At 39.1% G+C, this 18,065-nt stretch carries 11 protein-coding genes; 2 read left to right on the top strand and 9 right to left on the bottom strand.

Translation table 11 applies throughout. The features are described from left to right. Positions 1–547: 547 nt before the first annotated feature. On the bottom strand, positions 548–1,267 hold the full coding sequence (locus BN1068_RS14200; protein WP_311200273.1) for a GntR family transcriptional regulator: 720 nt from the start codon (positions 1,265–1,267) through the stop codon (positions 548–550). A 184-nt stretch (positions 1,268–1,451) separates the two neighbouring features. Beyond that, positions 1,452–2,075: a TetR/AcrR family transcriptional regulator gene (locus tag BN1068_RS14205; protein WP_077603506.1), complete on the bottom strand. Its 624-nt coding sequence runs from the start codon at positions 2,073–2,075 to the stop codon at positions 1,452–1,454. Between the two features lie 194 nt (positions 2,076–2,269). On the opposite strand from BN1068_RS14205, the gene BN1068_RS14210 reads away from it, so the two are divergent. Beyond that, on the top strand, positions 2,270–3,163 hold the full coding sequence (locus BN1068_RS14210) for an alpha/beta fold hydrolase (protein ID WP_077603507.1): 894 nt from the start codon (positions 2,270–2,272) through the stop codon (positions 3,161–3,163). Positions 3,164–3,581: 418 nt separating this feature from the next. Here the strand turns inward: BN1068_RS14210 and BN1068_RS14215 are convergent, their stop codons facing one another. The 3 genes from BN1068_RS14215 to BN1068_RS14225 all read right to left on the bottom strand — a co-directional run bounded on the left by BN1068_RS14215 (position 3,582) and on the right by BN1068_RS14225 (position 8,874). Further along, positions 3,582–4,337, bottom strand: a complete 756-nt coding sequence (locus tag BN1068_RS14215) for an SDR family NAD(P)-dependent oxidoreductase (RefSeq protein WP_077603508.1) — start codon at positions 4,335–4,337, stop codon at positions 3,582–3,584. Between the two features lie 230 nt (positions 4,338–4,567). Continuing rightward, positions 4,568–7,645 (bottom strand): hybrid sensor histidine kinase/response regulator, encoded by a 3,078-nt coding sequence (locus BN1068_RS14220; RefSeq protein WP_175637154.1) that lies wholly within the window; start codon positions 7,643–7,645, stop codon positions 4,568–4,570. Positions 7,646–7,941: 296 nt separating this feature from the next. Continuing rightward, positions 7,942–8,874, bottom strand: a complete 933-nt coding sequence (locus tag BN1068_RS14225; RefSeq protein ID WP_077603510.1) for a D-2-hydroxyacid dehydrogenase — start codon at positions 8,872–8,874, stop codon at positions 7,942–7,944. A 446-nt stretch (positions 8,875–9,320) separates the two neighbouring features. Between BN1068_RS14225 and ileS the strand changes: the two genes are divergently transcribed. Beyond that, on the top strand, positions 9,321–12,398 hold the full coding sequence (ileS, locus tag BN1068_RS14230) for an isoleucine--tRNA ligase (RefSeq protein WP_077603511.1): 3,078 nt from the start codon (positions 9,321–9,323) through the stop codon (positions 12,396–12,398). A gap of 48 nt (positions 12,399–12,446) precedes the next feature. Here the strand turns inward: ileS and BN1068_RS14235 are convergent, their stop codons facing one another. From BN1068_RS14235 to BN1068_RS14250, 4 genes are all read right to left on the bottom strand, one after another. Further along, positions 12,447–13,046, bottom strand: a complete 600-nt coding sequence (locus BN1068_RS14235; protein WP_077603512.1) for a short chain dehydrogenase — start codon at positions 13,044–13,046, stop codon at positions 12,447–12,449. A 138-nt stretch (positions 13,047–13,184) separates the two neighbouring features. Continuing rightward, positions 13,185–14,630: a Na+/H+ antiporter NhaC gene (gene nhaC, locus BN1068_RS14240; protein ID WP_077603513.1), complete on the bottom strand. Its 1,446-nt coding sequence runs from the start codon at positions 14,628–14,630 to the stop codon at positions 13,185–13,187. Between the two features lie 20 nt (positions 14,631–14,650). Continuing rightward, complete coding sequence (iadA, locus tag BN1068_RS14245; RefSeq protein WP_077603514.1) at positions 14,651–15,802, bottom strand: beta-aspartyl-peptidase; 1,152 nt, start codon at positions 15,800–15,802, stop codon at positions 14,651–14,653. Positions 15,803–16,009: 207 nt separating this feature from the next. Then, a complete protein-coding gene (locus tag BN1068_RS14250; RefSeq protein WP_077603515.1) occupies positions 16,010–18,046 on the bottom strand; it encodes a sigma-54 interaction domain-containing protein in 2,037 nt (678 codons plus the stop codon). Between the last annotated feature and the right edge of the window lie 19 nt (positions 18,047–18,065).

Consider the following 18,065-nt stretch of genomic DNA (forward strand, 5'->3'; position numbering starts at 1 on the left):
CAATTATTCTGAGTTTCAAATAACCAGTCCTATAGCATATGAGGGAATGTCTCCAGGTTATACATCCTTTATCGGAGCAGCTTATTTATTATGAATCCAGTCCAGTGAAGCATTCACACAATAAAAAGACCGCTCCCCTTTAATGAACTATTCTAAGCATCCAGTGTCTCCCTTAAATACTTCAAAATAACATTAAAAAAAGCCGTCACAACACAAAAGTCATTATATTTTACCCCGTTTGCAGCATCAACAACTACTTTCTTTGTTTCCTCCCTCCTGCTTCGAATTTTTAAAAGACAATCTAATCTCTTCATAAAGATTCTGACGTCCGAACCAGTTGTAATATAATAGGTCTGCTCATAGTATAATCCAGCTTAACCCCTAATTCAATATATTCAGTTATTTAAAATAATAATAAGTCTTATCACTGTTTTTAATAACCCCCGCATTCGAGCGTTCAACGAGTCCTATTTTATATCAAAACTTTCTAACATGAAAAATAAGCCTAATCACCACCATTTTAATTTACAATTTTCAGCTGCTCCCTCTACCCAAACTTACGCGACAGGTTTAATTTAAATGTATACAAATCACTTCTATAAAATGCCTTTTCCATTTCAATAATTTCATTATTCCGATCCTTAATAATACGTTCAGCAATCAGGGCATTGGTCCCATCTGCCAATTCCAAATTCTCCTTATCCTCATCTGAAAATGCGCCGCTGCTTATGGTCTGCCCTGCTTCGGCAAGTATGATTCCCAAATCATTTTCCAACAAATCGTATAAGGTGACATCATTTAGATCATATTTTATTAATTTCTCACCAATATTGACTGGATAGTAATGCTGTTCTATACCGATTGGCGTGTCATCGGCATAGCGAATTCGTTTAATAAAATATGCCTCTTTAAGGCCGGTCTTTTCCTGAATGTAGTGCGGAGGTTCCATCAAATAAGATGCAATTAACTTGGCTCCCGGTTTTTTTCCCATCTGTATAATAGTTTCCGTCGTACTGCTTAAATTCCCCAGCCAATCTTGAATCGGTTTTAAAGAAACAAATGTACCTTTTCCATGTCTCTTCTCCAATATTCCTTCACGAACTAAAAGATTAACAGCCTCTCTGACAGTACTTCGGCTCGTATTATAATCTGTCATAAGCTGTCTTTCACTTGGAATCTGGTCTGTAAATATCCCCTTTTCAATTTTCTTCTCAATAATATTTTTTAATTGTATATGTAAAGCAATGGAATTATTGTAATCAAGCACAATAATAGCTCCTTTTCGTTTTTTAGTTGTATTTTCAATACTGAAATAACAGGCATTCTTGCTTTCTATGTGATAAAGCATAACAGATTTTTATATTATCTCAAACTATAAAAAAGCAGACTGCCCATTCCAACAAATGAGGTCAGTCTGCTTTCCATAAACTTGGCTTATAAAAGAAATCCTTTTATTTTTTCTTTATGATCCCACTTTCCAGTATTTGAATAATTCTTTCCGTTTCAACCTCTTCTTCATCCCAGTTTGCTTCCGGAAGAAATACATAACGCGCTACAATATACGATAAAATAGAGGAAGCAACTGTGCGCATAATTGCATCTGCCTTCATATCAACCAGCTGGCCTTTATCTTGATAATACTTGATAATCTCTCTCAGCTTATCAAAAATATCCTTCCCGACATACTCAATAAACTGTTCCTTCAATTCTGGGTGAAAAGGAATTTCCTGAACTAATATTTTTAACATCGGCAAATTATTATGAATAAATTCTTTCCGGTTCTCAATCATGGCACGAATAAAATCTTGAATATATTCAAATTCCTGATCAAGCACCTTGTCCAGATCATTTTTTATCATTGGCGCAACCAATTTCACCATCATTGGAGAAACAATCGCCAGCAGCAGGCCTTTTTTCGATTTAAAATGCTTAAAAATTGTTCCTTCTGCTACCTCTGCTTTATTTGCAATTTCGCTCGTTGAGGTCCCTGCGTACCCTTTCTCTGCAAATAAATCCGTTGCCGCCTCTAATATCGCTATTTGCTTTTTTGTCAGTTTAGGTTCTTTATTTGTCATCTTATCTCGCCTCTTATCACGTTAGACATGTCTCTATTTATACTATATAGGATATACATCCGGTTTGTCATGAATAATGAAATTGCAGTCTGGAAGTATTTTATTCGATTTGAGGCACAATCAATTTATAATTGTATGATATGCTTCATTTAGGAATCGGTATCAAATTTTGATTTCTATAAGGGGGCTATTTTTTGAATTTTATCGAAATCAATGGTCAAAAGGTTGAAATCCTATCCAAAGGAACAGCAAAACCGGCAATTCTCATATTATCAGGAATGGGATCTCCCTTCTATGAATGGGAAGAAATCTCTTCTGAACTTGCTGAAACTAATCAGGTTATTATGTATCATCGTCCGGGATTAGGAGAAAGTGAATACATCGATAAAAAAAGGACTACTGAAAACGTTACGAAGGATATCATACAAATACTGGAAAAGTTGAATATAACAGAACCGATCATCCTTGCAGGGCACTCTTACGGGGGTTTATGTGCACAGCATTTCTCAAAATTATATCCAGATCGAATACGAGGATTATTACTATTAGACTCCACCTCTGTTGATTTATATAAACTGGATCAATTAGATTTACCTTATCTAAACGAAAATGATTCAGATGCTGCATGGATTGAAACCTGTAAAGAACACGCAGCTCTGTCTCCCACAGAACTTTTGAAACTATTAGATCCTGTTTTAACAAAAGAACAGCAAAAACTGCCAAAAAAAACACAGGAAAAATTAATTGCATTTTATACAAATCCTTCATTATATAAAACCATGCTTCAAGAAATTTCAAATTGGGAAAAAGATACTGAAACTATTAAATCCTTATCATTTACAGGAGATTTTCCAGTAACTATTATTGGCCGTGATAAGGAGAAATGCATATCAAACTATATCAATGATGGGGTTCCAAAAGCGGAAGCAGAGCTGTTAGAAAATACCTGGCATCAATTGATTATCGAACAAAAGGATATTTATAAAGATGCTAAGCTGTTTTTTGCTGTGAATTCCAGTCATAATATTCATTTAGATCAGCCTCAGCTGGTTATTGACGAAATCATCCAGCTGATTAGTGATTCTTAATCAAAAAGGCATATCAACCAATTATAGCCCGGTTGATATGCCTTTTTGTTTCAGTCATTTATTTAAAGTGCGTGTTCAAAAAGTCCGATAAATAGGACCAAGAAGTTCAAGGCGACTGGCATTTTCCGAACGGACTTTCACAGGATGTGATGACTTCTGTGTTGACCACAAATGTTTTCGATGGGACGAGTAATCGCAGTCCCAGGACGTGGACGCTCTTAACAGAAGTTCCTCTATGCTTTATAATACGTGAGTAACGCTTTTGGTGGGGCGAGTAATCGCAGTCCCATCGAAAAATGCCAGTCAACGCACTTCCGCAGGATGCGGTGGCTTCTACGTTGCCCACACGACGTGGGCGTTCTTAGTAGAAGATCCTCTCATCGCCGTGTCATCTTTATTGGACTTTTTGAATATCCTCTTAAAGTGAGCTGGTAGACCCGCCATCAATCGGGAACTCAGCACCTGTCGTATAAGATGAATCATCAGATGCCAGGAACAGCACTGTTTTCGCCACTTCCGCCCGTTTACCCAACCGGCCCAGCGGGTAAGTTTTACCTACTTCATCAGTGGTTTTCCCCTGCGATTCTGCTCCATAATCCGCCATTTGCGTATCAATATAGCCCGGATGAATAGAGTTCACACGAATCTGATCTCTGGCAACCTCCATCGCAACATCTTTACTCATAATACGGACTGCACCTTTACTTGCACCATATAAAGCATGTCCAGGTGCTCCGCCAAGACCGGCTACAGAAGAGGCGTTAATAATCGAGCCGCTTTTCTGCTTCTGCATGACCGGCAGCACATGCTTCATGCCTAAGAATGTACCTGTCACGTTGATATTCATTAATTTATTCCATGTATCTAATTCAATCTCTGTAACTGGTTTGATAATATATATGCCTGCATTATTAAACAATACATCAATGGTTCCAAATTGATTAACCGCTTCTTTGACAACCACTTGCCAGTCTTCTTCCTTACTGACATCATGCTTTATAGAAATAGCTTCTGCTCCAAGCTCTTTTACTTCTTTTTCTGTTTCTCTTACACCTTCTACATTCACATCTGTCAAAATAAGCTTTGCGCCTTCTTTTGCAAATAAGTGAGCTGTTTCTTTTCCAATACCTGTACCAGCTCCTGTGATTAGTGTAACCTTATCTTGCACTCTCATCTTAACTCCTCCTTGAACTACTACAATAAATCATGAAATTTACATACCTTATATTAATTCCCTTTATTTAGGTATTTAAACATCCTGATAAATTAAAATTTAACCAAGGAAAGAAAAAACTGAATAAAAGATAACCGTTTGACTGCTGTTTTAATTCTATCTATTATTATTTACTAAAAATTAGACTTCATCTATACCTGTATATTACGAACAGAAAATTTTGTATTGTCTTATTCATACGATTTCTTAGGTATCCACAATGTAACCTCTGTCCCCTCTCCTGCTGTACTTTTGATATCAATTCCCTGGCCAAACAGTTTCTTCCATCTCTGCGCAGTATTCAGTAGCCCGACACCATTTTTTTCATCATTTTTATTGAATAGTGTTGCCAATATTTCTGACGGGATACCTTTGCCATCATCGATAATTTTAATTTGGTAGCTGTTTTCCAGCTGCTCGCCTTTAAGCCATAGTGTACCTGGTTTATTTTGTGAGATAATTCCGTGATTAATAGCATTTTCAACTATTGTCTGAATAGATAACGGCGGTACGAGGATATGCTCAGCGTTATCAAACTCCTTATGCACTGTCAGCTTCCCCATAAATCGCTGTTGCATAATATAAATATAGGAATCTACTAACTCCAGCTCCTCCCGCAGCGATACTAATGGCTTCGTATTACTGCTATGGAAACTTTTGGAAAGATATTTACCAAACTCATTCAGCAGTTTAATCATCCGTTCGATATCTATGTTGCTTAAGGCAGCGATCGCATTCAAGGTATTAAACATAAAATGCGGTTTGATTTGCGCCTGCAGCCAGGCTGCCTCCATCCGCAATTGTTCATCAATGGAATGGCTTAAATCGGTTAATGCTTTCACCCTGACCTGTAGTTCTAAAGCCTCGACAGGCTTTGAAATATAATCATTTGCACCGGATATAAAGCCGGTATAGATATCCTCGGTCTGGTTGCGGGCTGTTAATAATAAAACAGGTAATTCAGAAATAGTAAAGCGTTCTCTGATACGCTTTGTTAATTCATAACCGGAGAACGGCGACATCATCACATCCGAGATAACCAGATCATAGGGTTGCTTCTCCAGCCATTCCATGACTACCCCGGGGTCTGTTGTGCTATGCAGCTGATAATCCGGCTCTAAAAGATTCTCCATTACCTTTAAATTAACAGGATCGTCGTCTATAACCAGCAGCAAAGGCTTGTCTGATGCAGACGCCTGTTCATACCGTCCAATTGTATGATTAGCAGAATCATCATAAAATATGTCTTGTTTCGTAATTTCTGTCTGTGTAAGAGACAAACCTGTCTTAGAGGCCAAAGGCATACTAAAGGTGAAGGCCGTTCCTATGCCAAGTTCAGAATCTACACTAATTTCTCCACCATGCAGTTCAATTAATTGTCTGCAAATATTCAGGCCTAATCCGATCCCTCCGCTGTCTACGTCAGACTTGCTGAGCTTCTCATAAGGAAGAAAGATTCGTTCCAGAGCGTCTTGAGCAATTCCATTTCCTGTATCCCGGACAGTAATTGAGGCCATATCTCCCCGTTTCACTGCAGAAATAATTACGTTCCCTTGTTCTGTATACTTTACCGCATTATGAATCAGATTAAACAAAATACGAATCAGCCGGTTTTCATCCGCATAGAGAGATGGAAAGTCTCTATCGATTTCGTTATGTAATGTAATGGACTGTTTGGGAGATGTAAATTGCACCATCTCGATGACACCATTTGTTATGGAGTGCAGGGAAAGCTTCTCCTTCTGTAACAGAATCTGCTGTTCTTTTAATCTTGTGATATCCAGAATGTCGTTTAATGTAAATGTTAAGCGATGTCCAATTTGAGCTAACAGCTGTAAATTACTGACCGTTTCCGGATTTAAACTGTCTTTATGTTTATTAATAATGGATTGCGCAATATTAACCATTCCATGTAAGGGATTGCGGATCTCATGAGAGGTATTAGCTAAGAATTGGTCTTTTTTCTTGTCCTCCTCTATTAATCTTACAGCCTGCTCCTCACTCAGCTGTGCTAGTTGAATATGACGCTTAATCAACAGGATAGCGATGATAACAATTGGCACAAAGAAGTCAAATGGGTAGAAAGGAAAGTCTGCCTGCCCGGTTTGTATTGCTGCTCCCCACGCTAAATTAGAGGTGTAGCTGCAGATCAAAAGTAAAATCAGAATGCCGTTCTTATCGCCCTGGACAATTTGCCTGAGTGTGATAATAAAAAGATAAGAAATAACAATAGCATCGTATACAAACAATATGATTGATAAGACTGTAAAATGCTCCAGTGAAAAGACAGTCAAAGTCAATACAGCCATTATAATCGTCCCGGCACCTAACGCCTTTATAAACTTCTGATGCATCTGGTATAAATGCTGAATAAATTTTATTAAAACAAATAACACCAGAATATATATAGCGATCAGCAGCCGAAAGGAGATATCTGCGCTGAATGGCAATTGAACAAAAACTTCATCGTCAAATAAATTACCTATGGCAATCAGCAACGACATGAAACCAAAATAAATTAATTCTGTTTGCCGTTTGCCTTTATTCATGAAGAAAATTGCAAAGGCATATAGGGCATGCAGAAACAGAATGATAATAACCGTTAACTGAAGGAACCGGGATAGATTCGTTTCCTGATTGACAGCATCTGCTGTCCCAAAAGAAATCGTCCGCTCCACCCCACCCGTAAATGGAAGCTCATAATTAGAAACCTGCAATATAATTTCCAGCTCATTATTATCCGGGTCTGCATAAAATAGACTGGTAACCGGACCACGTATATGAGATTGCTTCATTTTCTCCACAGCCGGCTGGTTCATAGATTCAACCAGCTGATCATTGACCCTAATATTAAAAGCTGTTTGTATATTATTCACACGCAGCCCCCAAAATGAAGGGCCTGAGTCCGGCAATAACACCTTTAAATAATAACTGCCATACCCATAACTGTCTGAAGGCTCTTCTTTATCTGCTCTTAGTTCGTTTCGCCAATTACCGGGGACCTGAATCAATGTTTGATCCCCTGCCAAGGATATATCCGATGCATCTATAAATTGATTCGGATAGAATATCCACTCCCCATTTAAAGCAATTGTCTCTTCGTCGGAGAAATCCCAATCTGTTAAATTAAGGACACCATCTGTAATAACAGGCTGATCATCCTTGTTATAGTAATTAATCCACACAAAACGTAAACTAATAAGACCAGTCAAAAATAGTAATAAAATGCTAAAAACCTTAAGGTATGTTAAGTTATTTTTATTTTTCATAGCAGCAACCGCCTTGCCATTCATTAGTAAATAGCAGCTGCCTTCAGCAGAGTTTACGCTCGCCCCTGCTGAGGGCGAACCAGACTGCTCAAGCGCTGCTCCGTCATAAATGCATCGTATATTAACAAAATTCTCTCTTTTTCTTGTATTATAGCAAATAACAATACAAAAATCCCTGTAAAATAAATGGACACCGTAAAAAATACCTAGACAGCACAAAAAAGAAGAAAAGCATCTGTTAACTGATACTTTTCTTGTTACATTTCATATTTCACTTTACTAATATAATATTATCCTCAATATCCTTTTTGGATATCTACCTTATTTTCCAACGTCTGTCCCGACTCTACTTTTTCCAGCGTATCAACAAAACAATTCACTGCTTCCTTTGCAGTTGTCACAGCTGAAATATGCGGTGTTATTGTGATAGCAGGATGCTCCCAGAACGGATGGGATGCAGGCAGCGGCTCTTCCTGAAAAACATCTAATACAGCAAATCGCACCTGTTTTTTTTCTATTGCCTCCATTAAAGCTGCTTCATCTACAGATTTCCCTCGGCCCACGTTGAGAAATCCAATCCCTTTTACTTGTTCAAAAAAAGCTTTATCAAATAAATCAGCTGTCTTATCTGTTAACGGTAATGTATTAATTACATAATCCGCTTCTTTGATAACCGAAAAATGTGAATCAACAGCTGCTACCTGATTAAAAGCAGCTTTTGGTTTTCCGCTTAAAGATATGCCATACACATTCATTCCAAAGGCTGATAGAATCCCGGCTACTTTTTGACCAATTTCACCAGTTCCATAAATAACGGTCTTCTTCTTACTCAATAATTCAGGAGTAATTGCATTCCAGGCTTTCTCATGTTGCTGCTCCGCAAACTTCTGATGAACTTGTGCATCCCTTAAAATATAGCTTAAACAATATTCTCCGATCCGTTGTCCAAACGAGCAGACCGTCCGTGTTAACAATACATTCTCATCCCAATGTCTGCCGGATAAAAAACCGTCCACACCGGCACCTAAAGAATGCACCCACTTTACTTTGCTGTAGTCTGTATTTTTCTTTATTTGAAACCCGCAGAAAGTATCTGCCCATTCCAGGTCTTCTTCTGTTAATTTGTCTTCTGTCAGGTAACGGATTTCTTTATCCAGATTATACTGTTCTATGTATTCTTTTAATTCGTTTATCATTGGACTGACAATCATTATTTTTTGAATATCCATCTAGCCTGCCTCCCCTTTTTTATTTTATATTATACAGTCTACTTACCAATTTGCTAAAAAGCCAATAGTTGAAACAAGTTGACTTTTTATTTTTAATCGTTTACTATTATTGTTAATTTAAAATCTAATTCGATGACGGGAAAGAGTAATTATCCCCCTCTTATCTACAGAGAGTTGACCATGTGCTGAAAGTCAACGTTAAGAAAGATAATGAAAATCCTCCCTGAGAAGCAAAGTTGAAAAAGTAACGGTAAGTAATTGAAGGCTTAACCGTACATTAAACTTTGACGGCATTCTACCGATATCCGGAACGCGTATGATAGTACGTAGTGAAAATCCATTCGAAACCACTACTATGTTGGTTTTTTTTATTTTTATGAAGAATGTAACCATCCCGATTCTCTCTGCGCAGAATCGGGATTTTTTAATTTAATGAGGTGAGAAAAATGAAGGAAGCAAGTGCAGCACGTGAATTAAGAATTCGGAAAGAGTGGGAAAAGAATCATACTTTCGAGCACTCTATTTCCAACAGAGAAGGCAGAGAAACCTTTGTCTTTTACGAAGGACCGCCGACAGCAAACGGTCTGCCACATGCCGGTCATGCTCTTGGCAGAACAATAAAGGACTTTGTAGCAAGATATAAAACCATGTCCGGCTATCAGGTTTTACGGAAAGCAGGTTGGGATACTCATGGTCTCCCGGTTGAATTAGAAGTCGAAAAGCAATTAAACATCCGCGGGAAGGATCAAATTGAGGAGTATGGAATCGAAAACTTCATTGAGCAATGTAAAAAAAGTGTCTTCACTTATGAAAATGAATGGAAGCAATTTACTGAGGCACTTGGTTATTGGGTGGATATGGATAATCCTTATATCACACTGAATAACGATTATATTGAATCAGTCTGGCACATCCTTTCTCATATCCACAAGAAGGATTATTTATACCAGGGCCATCGTGTTGTTCCCTACTGTCCGCATTGTGAGACCTCCCTAAGCTCTCATGAAGTGGCTCAGGGGTATAAAGATGTAATTGATTTATCTGCGACTGCCAAGTTTCAGATTGCAGGAAAAGAAAATGAGTATCTGTTAGGCTGGACCACGACACCGTGGACACTGCCCGCCAATGTAGCTCTCGCTGTAAACCCGGAAATGGATTATGTACGTTTGCAGCAGGGAAATGAAATATATATCGTAGCAAAATCGTTAGCCCAGGATGTGATGAAGGAAGATTATAAAGTCTTAGAAGCTGTCAAAGGACAGAATTTAATTGGTATTTCTTATCATCCGCCATTTGATTTTGCAGATGTTTCCAACGGGCATGTAGTGATTGGTGCAGATTTTGTGACAGATACAAGCGGTACTGGAATTGTTCATATAGCGCCGGCACACGGAGAGGATGACTATAAAGCTGTTCAGGAGAATCATCTTGATTTTATTCATGTTGTCGATACAAAAGGACGCTATAAAGATGTGATTGCGCCGCTTGCAGGAAAATTTGTCAAAGACTGTGATGTAGATATTATCAAAATGCTTGCTGAAAAAGACCTTCTATTTGATAAAGAAAAATATGAGCACAGCTATCCGCATTGCTGGCGTTGTGACACTCCCCTTCTCTATTATGCAATGGAAGGCTGGTTTATCAAGACAACGGCAGTAAAAGAAAAGATGATAGAAAATAACCAAAAGACGGAGTGGCTTCCTTCTCATATGAAAGAAGGCAGATTCGGCAACTTCTTGGATAATATGGTCGATTGGAATATCGGGCGAAACCGCTACTGGGGAACGCCGCTTAACGTCTGGGTCTGTGATGACTGCGGAGCACAGAAATCACCGGGCTCCATCAAAGAATTACGGAAGCTGTCTGTCGATCCGCTCCCCGAGGATATTGAATTGCATAAGCCTTATGTAGATAACATCCATTTTGCCTGTGACTGCGGAGGTAAGATGCACCGGACCAGTGAGGTGATTGATGTCTGGTTTGACAGTGGATCCATGCCGTTTGCCCAGTATCATTATCCTTTTGAAAATGAAGCGTTTTTCCAGAGCCAATACCCTGCTGATGTTGTTATCGAAGGTGTTGATCAGACACGAGGCTGGTTTTACAGTTTATTGGCCGTTTCCACCTTATTCACCGGGAAACCACCATACAAACGCGTGCTGTCACTAGGACATATCTTAGATGAAAACGGACGGAAAATGTCCAAGAGTAAAGGAAATGCCCTATCACCCATTGATTTAATCAATGAATTTGGCGCGGACGCACTCAGATGGGCTTTACTTGCCGACAGCTCCCCGTGGAATAATAAGCGTTTTTCCAAAAAGACCGTCAGCCAGGCAAAATCAAAAGTGCTGGATACACTTTTAAATGTGTATTCCTTCTATCAGATGTATGCCAAAATCGATAACTTTCACCCTGAAAAAGATTCAGAGGGCAGACAGACCATGCTTGATAAATGGGTGATCTCCCGCTTGAATACGGTAATTCAGCAGGTCACGCAAAGCTTAGATGCCTATGATATCACCAAAGGGGCAAGGGAGATTTCATTATTTATCGATGAAGTCAGCAACTGGTATGTCAGACGTTCCAGACAGCGTTTCTGGAGTACAGGAATGACAGAGGATAAGCGGGCAGCATTCCATACCTTATTTGAAGTGCTGAAAAAGCTCGCGCAAATCATGGCGCCTTATACACCATTCGTAACGGAGGAAATTTACTCTGATTTAATTGGCTCAAGTGTCCATCTGTCCGATTTCCCGGAAGCTGATAAAGCACAAATTGATGCAGAACTCGAAAAGGATATGGATGCTGTACTACAAATTATCGAGCAAGGACGTTCTCTGCGGAACACTGCGGGAATAAAAACAAAACAGCCTTTATCTCAACTGGTTGTGATGCCAAAAGAGGATATTGATTTTGATGGATTAGAAAACTATAAATCCATTATCAAAGAAGAGTTGAACGTAAAAGATGTACCATTTAAGCAATTGAATAATCGGCTTGTACAATTAGCTTTTAAACTAAACTTCTCTGTTGCCGGTCCGAAAGTCGGCAAAGCTGTCGGTCAATTAAAAAATAAAGTAGAAGCATTATCTGACGCCGAAAAAGAAAAATTCATCGCAGATAAGGAATACCCTTTTACCCTGCAATCTGGTGAAACAATTACTTTAACAACAGAGGATGTGCTTATTGAAAAGAATGGTACAGATGGATTTGCATTAACGGAAGGAAACATGTTTATAACTTTGTTAGATATCCGTTTAACAGAAGAACTAAAAGAAGAAGGCTTTGTCAGAGAATTTGTCCGTGCTGTCCAGACCTACCGCAAAGAATTGAATTTGCCAGTCGAACAGCGTGTGCAGTTATTTGTGGATACAGATGCTGCTTCCCGGCGCATTTTAACTAAATTTAATAAGCTGGTGCATAAACATCTTATTCTTGACTCTGTCCAGTTTGAGAAAAAGGATGGTATGAAGTCATTTGAAGCGGAAGGACATGTAATAGAATTATTTATACAAGGTTAAGAGAGAAAAGCAGATCGAACATTGTGTTTGATCTGCTTCTTTACTTACTTAATAAACTTTATAAGCCTGCCCTGTCTGCGCACCAAAAATGCTTTTCCTGTAGGCTAATCCAATCCGTTTGGAGGAAACGGGCTCAAACCCTTGGAACAGCTTACCATATTTTTCTTTCGATTTCTCAAGCATGGACGGGCTGACATGATTAATCCGGATTCCACGCGGCATTTCAATCGCTGCTGATTTAACAAATGCTGATACACCGCCATTTGCCATTGCAGAAGAGGATGCTGTTTTCAATGGATCGTCCATTAATACACCTGTTGTCAGTGTAATACTTCCATTATCTTTCAGATAGTGCAGGCCGATTAATACCAGATTCACCTGTCCCAGCTGCTTGCTATTTACAGCAATCATATTCTGCTCCGGTGTCAGCTCATCCACCGTTGCAAAGTGTGCCGAACCAGCTGCACAAATAATAGCATCTACCTGACCGACCTTTTCAAAAAGTGCTTTTATGCTTTCTTCAGAAGTAATATCTACTGGATATTCTGAAGAATTTCGGCTTGCCAGAATAAATTCTGCATCATTCTTCAACTCTTCATATACGATTTCTCCGATTGATCCTGTTGCTCCGACTAATAAGATTTTCATATTCTGCCTCTCCTCATTTCTGAAAAATTTTATATATTTTCTTTGTTATAGTATCTCATGAATTTATAAAAGATGTAAAACATCCTCTTTTTGATTCAGATAACAAATCAAAAAGAGGATGTTTTAAGTGAGTAATATTTATTTTTCTATTTTAACTTCCGGATTATCTCCAGAATCTTCATCTGTTATTTTTGCAATACCGATACCTGTGTAACCCAGAATAATCGCAAAAATAAATCCAATATAACAAAGAATCGCCCATGGCGCATAGCTCAACGTTGAAACTCCCAATGTTCCGGCCATAAATACCCCGGCTGAGGACCAGGGAACAAGCGGAACAACGACGGTTCCCGAATCCTCCAGAGTTCTGGACAAGTTTTTAGCCTGTAAATTATTTTTCTTATATGTGTCCTTAAAGGTTTCCCCCGGCACAATAATAGAAAGATATGAATTCCCGGTAACCAACGCCATCGTAATACATGAAAGTACAGTGGTCAGGATTAAGTCTCCTGTACGTTTCACCACTTTCATAAGTGCTTGAATAATTACTTCCAGTGATCCTGATTTCGTCATGATTCCTGCAAAAATAAAAGCAGAGAAAGCAATCAGAACTACACCTGTCATGGATTGCATTCCACCCTGATGCACGAGACTTAGCACTTCGGGTATAACTGTATTAGGATCAAAATTTGTACGGTTTACCATAGCTACATCGAATCCGGTAACCGTCGAAGCAAAAATATCTGTTACACTGAATCCTTGGACAAATTTACTTATAATCCCGGCAACGATAGATGAAACAATAATGGTTGGCAGGGTCGGCTTTTTTCTGATTGCGCCATATAAAACAATTGCCGGCGGAATCAGCAGAAGAATATTCCAATCGAACATAGCTGTCAGTGTTTCCAGCATCACATTCATCGTTTCTGGAGTAGAAGCTTCAGCTGAAGAAACATTGAAACCTACAAATAAGTATACAATCATACTGATAACAGCAGCAGGAATGGTCGTCCAAAGCATGTGACGAATATGTTCATACAGCTCACTGCCGGCAGCTATAGGAGCCAGGTTGGTTGTATCTGAAAGCGGAGATAGTTTATCGCCAAAATAAGCCCCGGCTACAACCGCTCCGGCAGTTGCTGGCAGGCTTGCTCCAAGTCCGGTTGCAATTCCCATTAACGCAACTCCAACAGTACCTGCTGATCCCCATGAGGTTCCTGTCACAATAGAAATAATTGCCGAAACGACAAAAGCTATCAGGACAATAAATGTCGGGTCAATAATTTTCAATCCATAATAAATCATCATTGGAATCGTACCGGCAATCATCCATGTTCCGATAAGAATACCAATCGAAATTAGAATCAGAATAGCAGGCATGGCCTGTTTAATTTTTTCCTGGATCCCCTCCATCATTTCATCCCATGTGTACCCTAACCTCCATGCAATGAACCCTGCATATACAGAAGCTAAAATCAACAAAGGTTCTGGACTGAAGCCATACACACCAAAACCGATAGCAAGTAATAGCAGCATCACAACAATTGGCGAAAAAGCTTCAAATAAATTAGGTTGTTTTCTCATCTGTAAAATCCTTTCTCTTTTTATTTTTCAAAGGTTCCTTTCACAAGAAGCTTTTTATTTTCTAACATATGACGCCCTTTCGCAAATACATGCTCAAGCGACAGTGTTTCTTTATCTAAAATAAGTACATCGGCATCATGATCCTCTTGAATCCTGCCCTTCCTATCCATTTTCAAAGCAGCGGCAGTATTACTTGTCACCAGCGGAAGAACTTCCTCTAAAGACATTGCCTGATTTTTCACTGTTGCAATGACTTGCTGATACAACGTTTGTGTGCTTGCGACTCCAAAGCCGATCAATTTTCCTCCTTCATCAAACTTCGGCAGACTGCCATTGCCGTCGGAAGAAATAGTCAAATGCTGCATATCCCCGTCATTCTTTTTATAATACGCAACCCACTCACCTGTTTCATCATCAGCTGTGATATCGACATAGCTTCCCTTGTTTGCCAGACGTATTGCATCATCCAGCAGCTCCTGACTGCGGGTAATATGTGTAGCATATAGATTCGAGGCAGGCAATTCATACTCCTCTAAAAGCTGATGCAGCAGGGATAAATATTCCTTCCCGGGACCAGTGTGAAAATGTGTTACTCCAGCTTTTCCGCTGAGCATGCCGCCTACACGTGCTTCTCCTGCGATTTTAGCCAATTCATGCAGGGAAGGCTGTCCGGAGCGGGAATCGGAAATAGCAATCTCAGCCGCTCCAATGATTTTATCGAACAGAATAATATCTTCTTTTACACTAGCTGTAATTGTTGTTGTAGGAACGGCATAGTTCCCTGTATAAATAAATGCGGTCATTCCTTCCTCTTCCAGTCCGCGTGCTTTTGCAAGAAGGGAGGTCATATGACGGGTTGTTCCATCCGTTCCTAACAGACCGACAACTGTCGTAATCCCAGATTGAATCATATCGCTCAGTTGTATTTCCGGGGTCCGGGTCGCAAAGCCCCCCTCTCCGCCTCCGCCAATTATGTGAACATGCGGATCAATAAAGCCCGGCACAGCATAAGCGCCGTCAACATCCACTATTTTATAGTCAATACCTAATCCTTTTACCGCTTCCTCATCCACTTCACCTATTTTGGCAATTCTTTGATCAACCAATAAAATAGATGCTTTCCCTAATGACTCGGGAGCATAAACTTCTGCATTTTTAATTAATGTAATCATGCATCTGACCTCCATTTGCTAAATAATACTTATTTTCTGAAAAAACACTTAACAGTTATTGTGCTGTTTTCAAATAAAATGCTATAGTGTACAATATGCAAAAAACATGCCAATTAATTACAAAGCTTCATATAGCTGTTTTTCAAAAAATAAATAAATTTTAGGAGTGTTTATAGAACCAAAACAATCCTATAAACACTCCTAAATTTAAATAGCCTCTATAATTTTTGCTCCCAGCTTCGTTATCCTGGTTCCCTGCTTCTTTATTCCAGTTTCTATTAAACCGTATTTTTTCAGCACTTCCAATTTTGTACGCAGTCTGCTCTCAGAAATTTTGTCAGAAAGCATTGCCTGTAATGTCGAACGGCCAATTCCTGTATTTTCACTCTGTGTAATAGATAAGCATTCTAAAATATCCTTAAAAACATTTGTATCTCCTGAATGCTCAAGCAGTCTTATTATTTTTTCTGTCTGTAAATCGGGCAGGGAATTCTCCTTTATTTTAGATGGTAAATCAGTCAGGCTCACTTCCGGTCCGTTCACAATAACTGACAAATAAGTAACCAGACTTTCCAATTCCCTGACATTTCCCGGCCACCTGTAAGAGGAAAGCTGATCCATCACATCCCGCGGAAAATGCAGCTGGCTATTTTTCTGTGCTAAGAAATAATTAATTAAATCGGGAATATCTTCCCTTCTTTCAGATAAAGAAGGTATTCTTAAAGGCAATTGATTTAAACGGAAAAACAAGTCGTCACGGAACTCTCCATTTCTAACCATCTCCTCTAAATTTTTATTGGTTGCAGCAATAATCCGGACGTTAATCGGAATAACTTTATTTCCTCCGACCCGCATCACCTGTCTTTCCTGCAACACCCTTAAAATAGCAGCTTGAATTTTCAGCGGCGCGTCCCCTATTTCATCCAGAAAGATTGTCCCGTTTTGTGCTAATTCAAAAAGACCTGCTTTTCCTCCTTTTCTTGCTCCTGTAAAAGCCCCTTCCTCATAGCCGAATAATTCACTTTCCGCGAGCGATTCAGAAATCCCGGCAAAGTTCACTGCTACAAACGGCCCCTTATTTCTGGAAGAATACTCATGAATAGACTGTGCAAAAATTTCTTTCCCTGTTCCGCTTTCTCCGGTGATTAATATGGTATAGTCACTTTTGGCTAATCTTTTCGCAATATGCTGTGTCTCCGTAATCATCTGGCCGCTGCCAATGTTATCATCAAAGGAATACTTTGTGGTTAATCCCGTTTGCAGCTTCTTTTTCCGTATCTCCTGTTCCATCCGCTCTACATGTGTCACATCCTGAAAAACAAGAACAATACCTGAAAAAGCTTCATCAAGCAAAATTGGATTTAGTGTAACTAACAGATTTAAACCGCGTACCTGAACCAGTTGTCTGGGAATCGGCTGTTTGGTCTCCATAACTTTATCCATTTGAAATTCATGTAATACATCCGCATAGTGCTTATGTAAGATATCCTGTCCGTCTATCCCTAAAATATTGCCTGCTTCTTCATTAAATAAGGAAACATGTCCTTCACTGTCAATAAAAACAACACCATCCTGCACGGCATTGAGAACAGCCTGCAAACTGGAGTTAAAATAATTCTCATTCCGGACAGAATTGGCAAGCTCTCTGCCAATACGGGCAAAATTTTTCACATAACCCATTGTTATATGATGAGCATGATCAAAATTACGCTTAAGTATTTTTGAAATATCAAAAAGTGTACTTAGATCAAGGCGTCTGTTTCCTAAATCAATAACGGATTCCAAATCTGCCGGAACAAGATTTGCCAATCCATGTGTAATCGCCACATCTATATTTTTCAAATCAGGTAAATGCTCCATATCAGGAGAGTACGCGTAAAAGTCTAAGTAGTCGAACCCCAAATACTTCAGCATCGTTACAGATTCATAAGCAATAGCCTCATCATTGCTGACAAGCAGACATCGTGTGGCTTTAGGCAATTCAAATAATTTTTCCAGCTTTTTAAAATCAATAGATCGATTGGCAATCAGCATAGGTGCCTTTGTCTTTTCAAAATCAATAAAATCTTCAACCAGGCTATCCGGGGCCGAAGATAGGATTAAATCCACATCCTCCAGATGAACCGGTAAAAAATGATTGCTGCGCAGCCGGATTTCATTTCCGAAAACCTCCCGAATATTATCACGAAACGTATAATAAAGATCAATTTCTTTGGTGAGTATCAGGATAACCGGTTTACTCATAGGTGTTCACTCCAATCAG

It is taken from the genome of Oceanobacillus sojae, assembly GCF_900162665.1.
Classification (GTDB): Bacteria; Bacillota; Bacilli; order Bacillales; family Amphibacillaceae; genus Oceanobacillus; species Oceanobacillus sojae_A.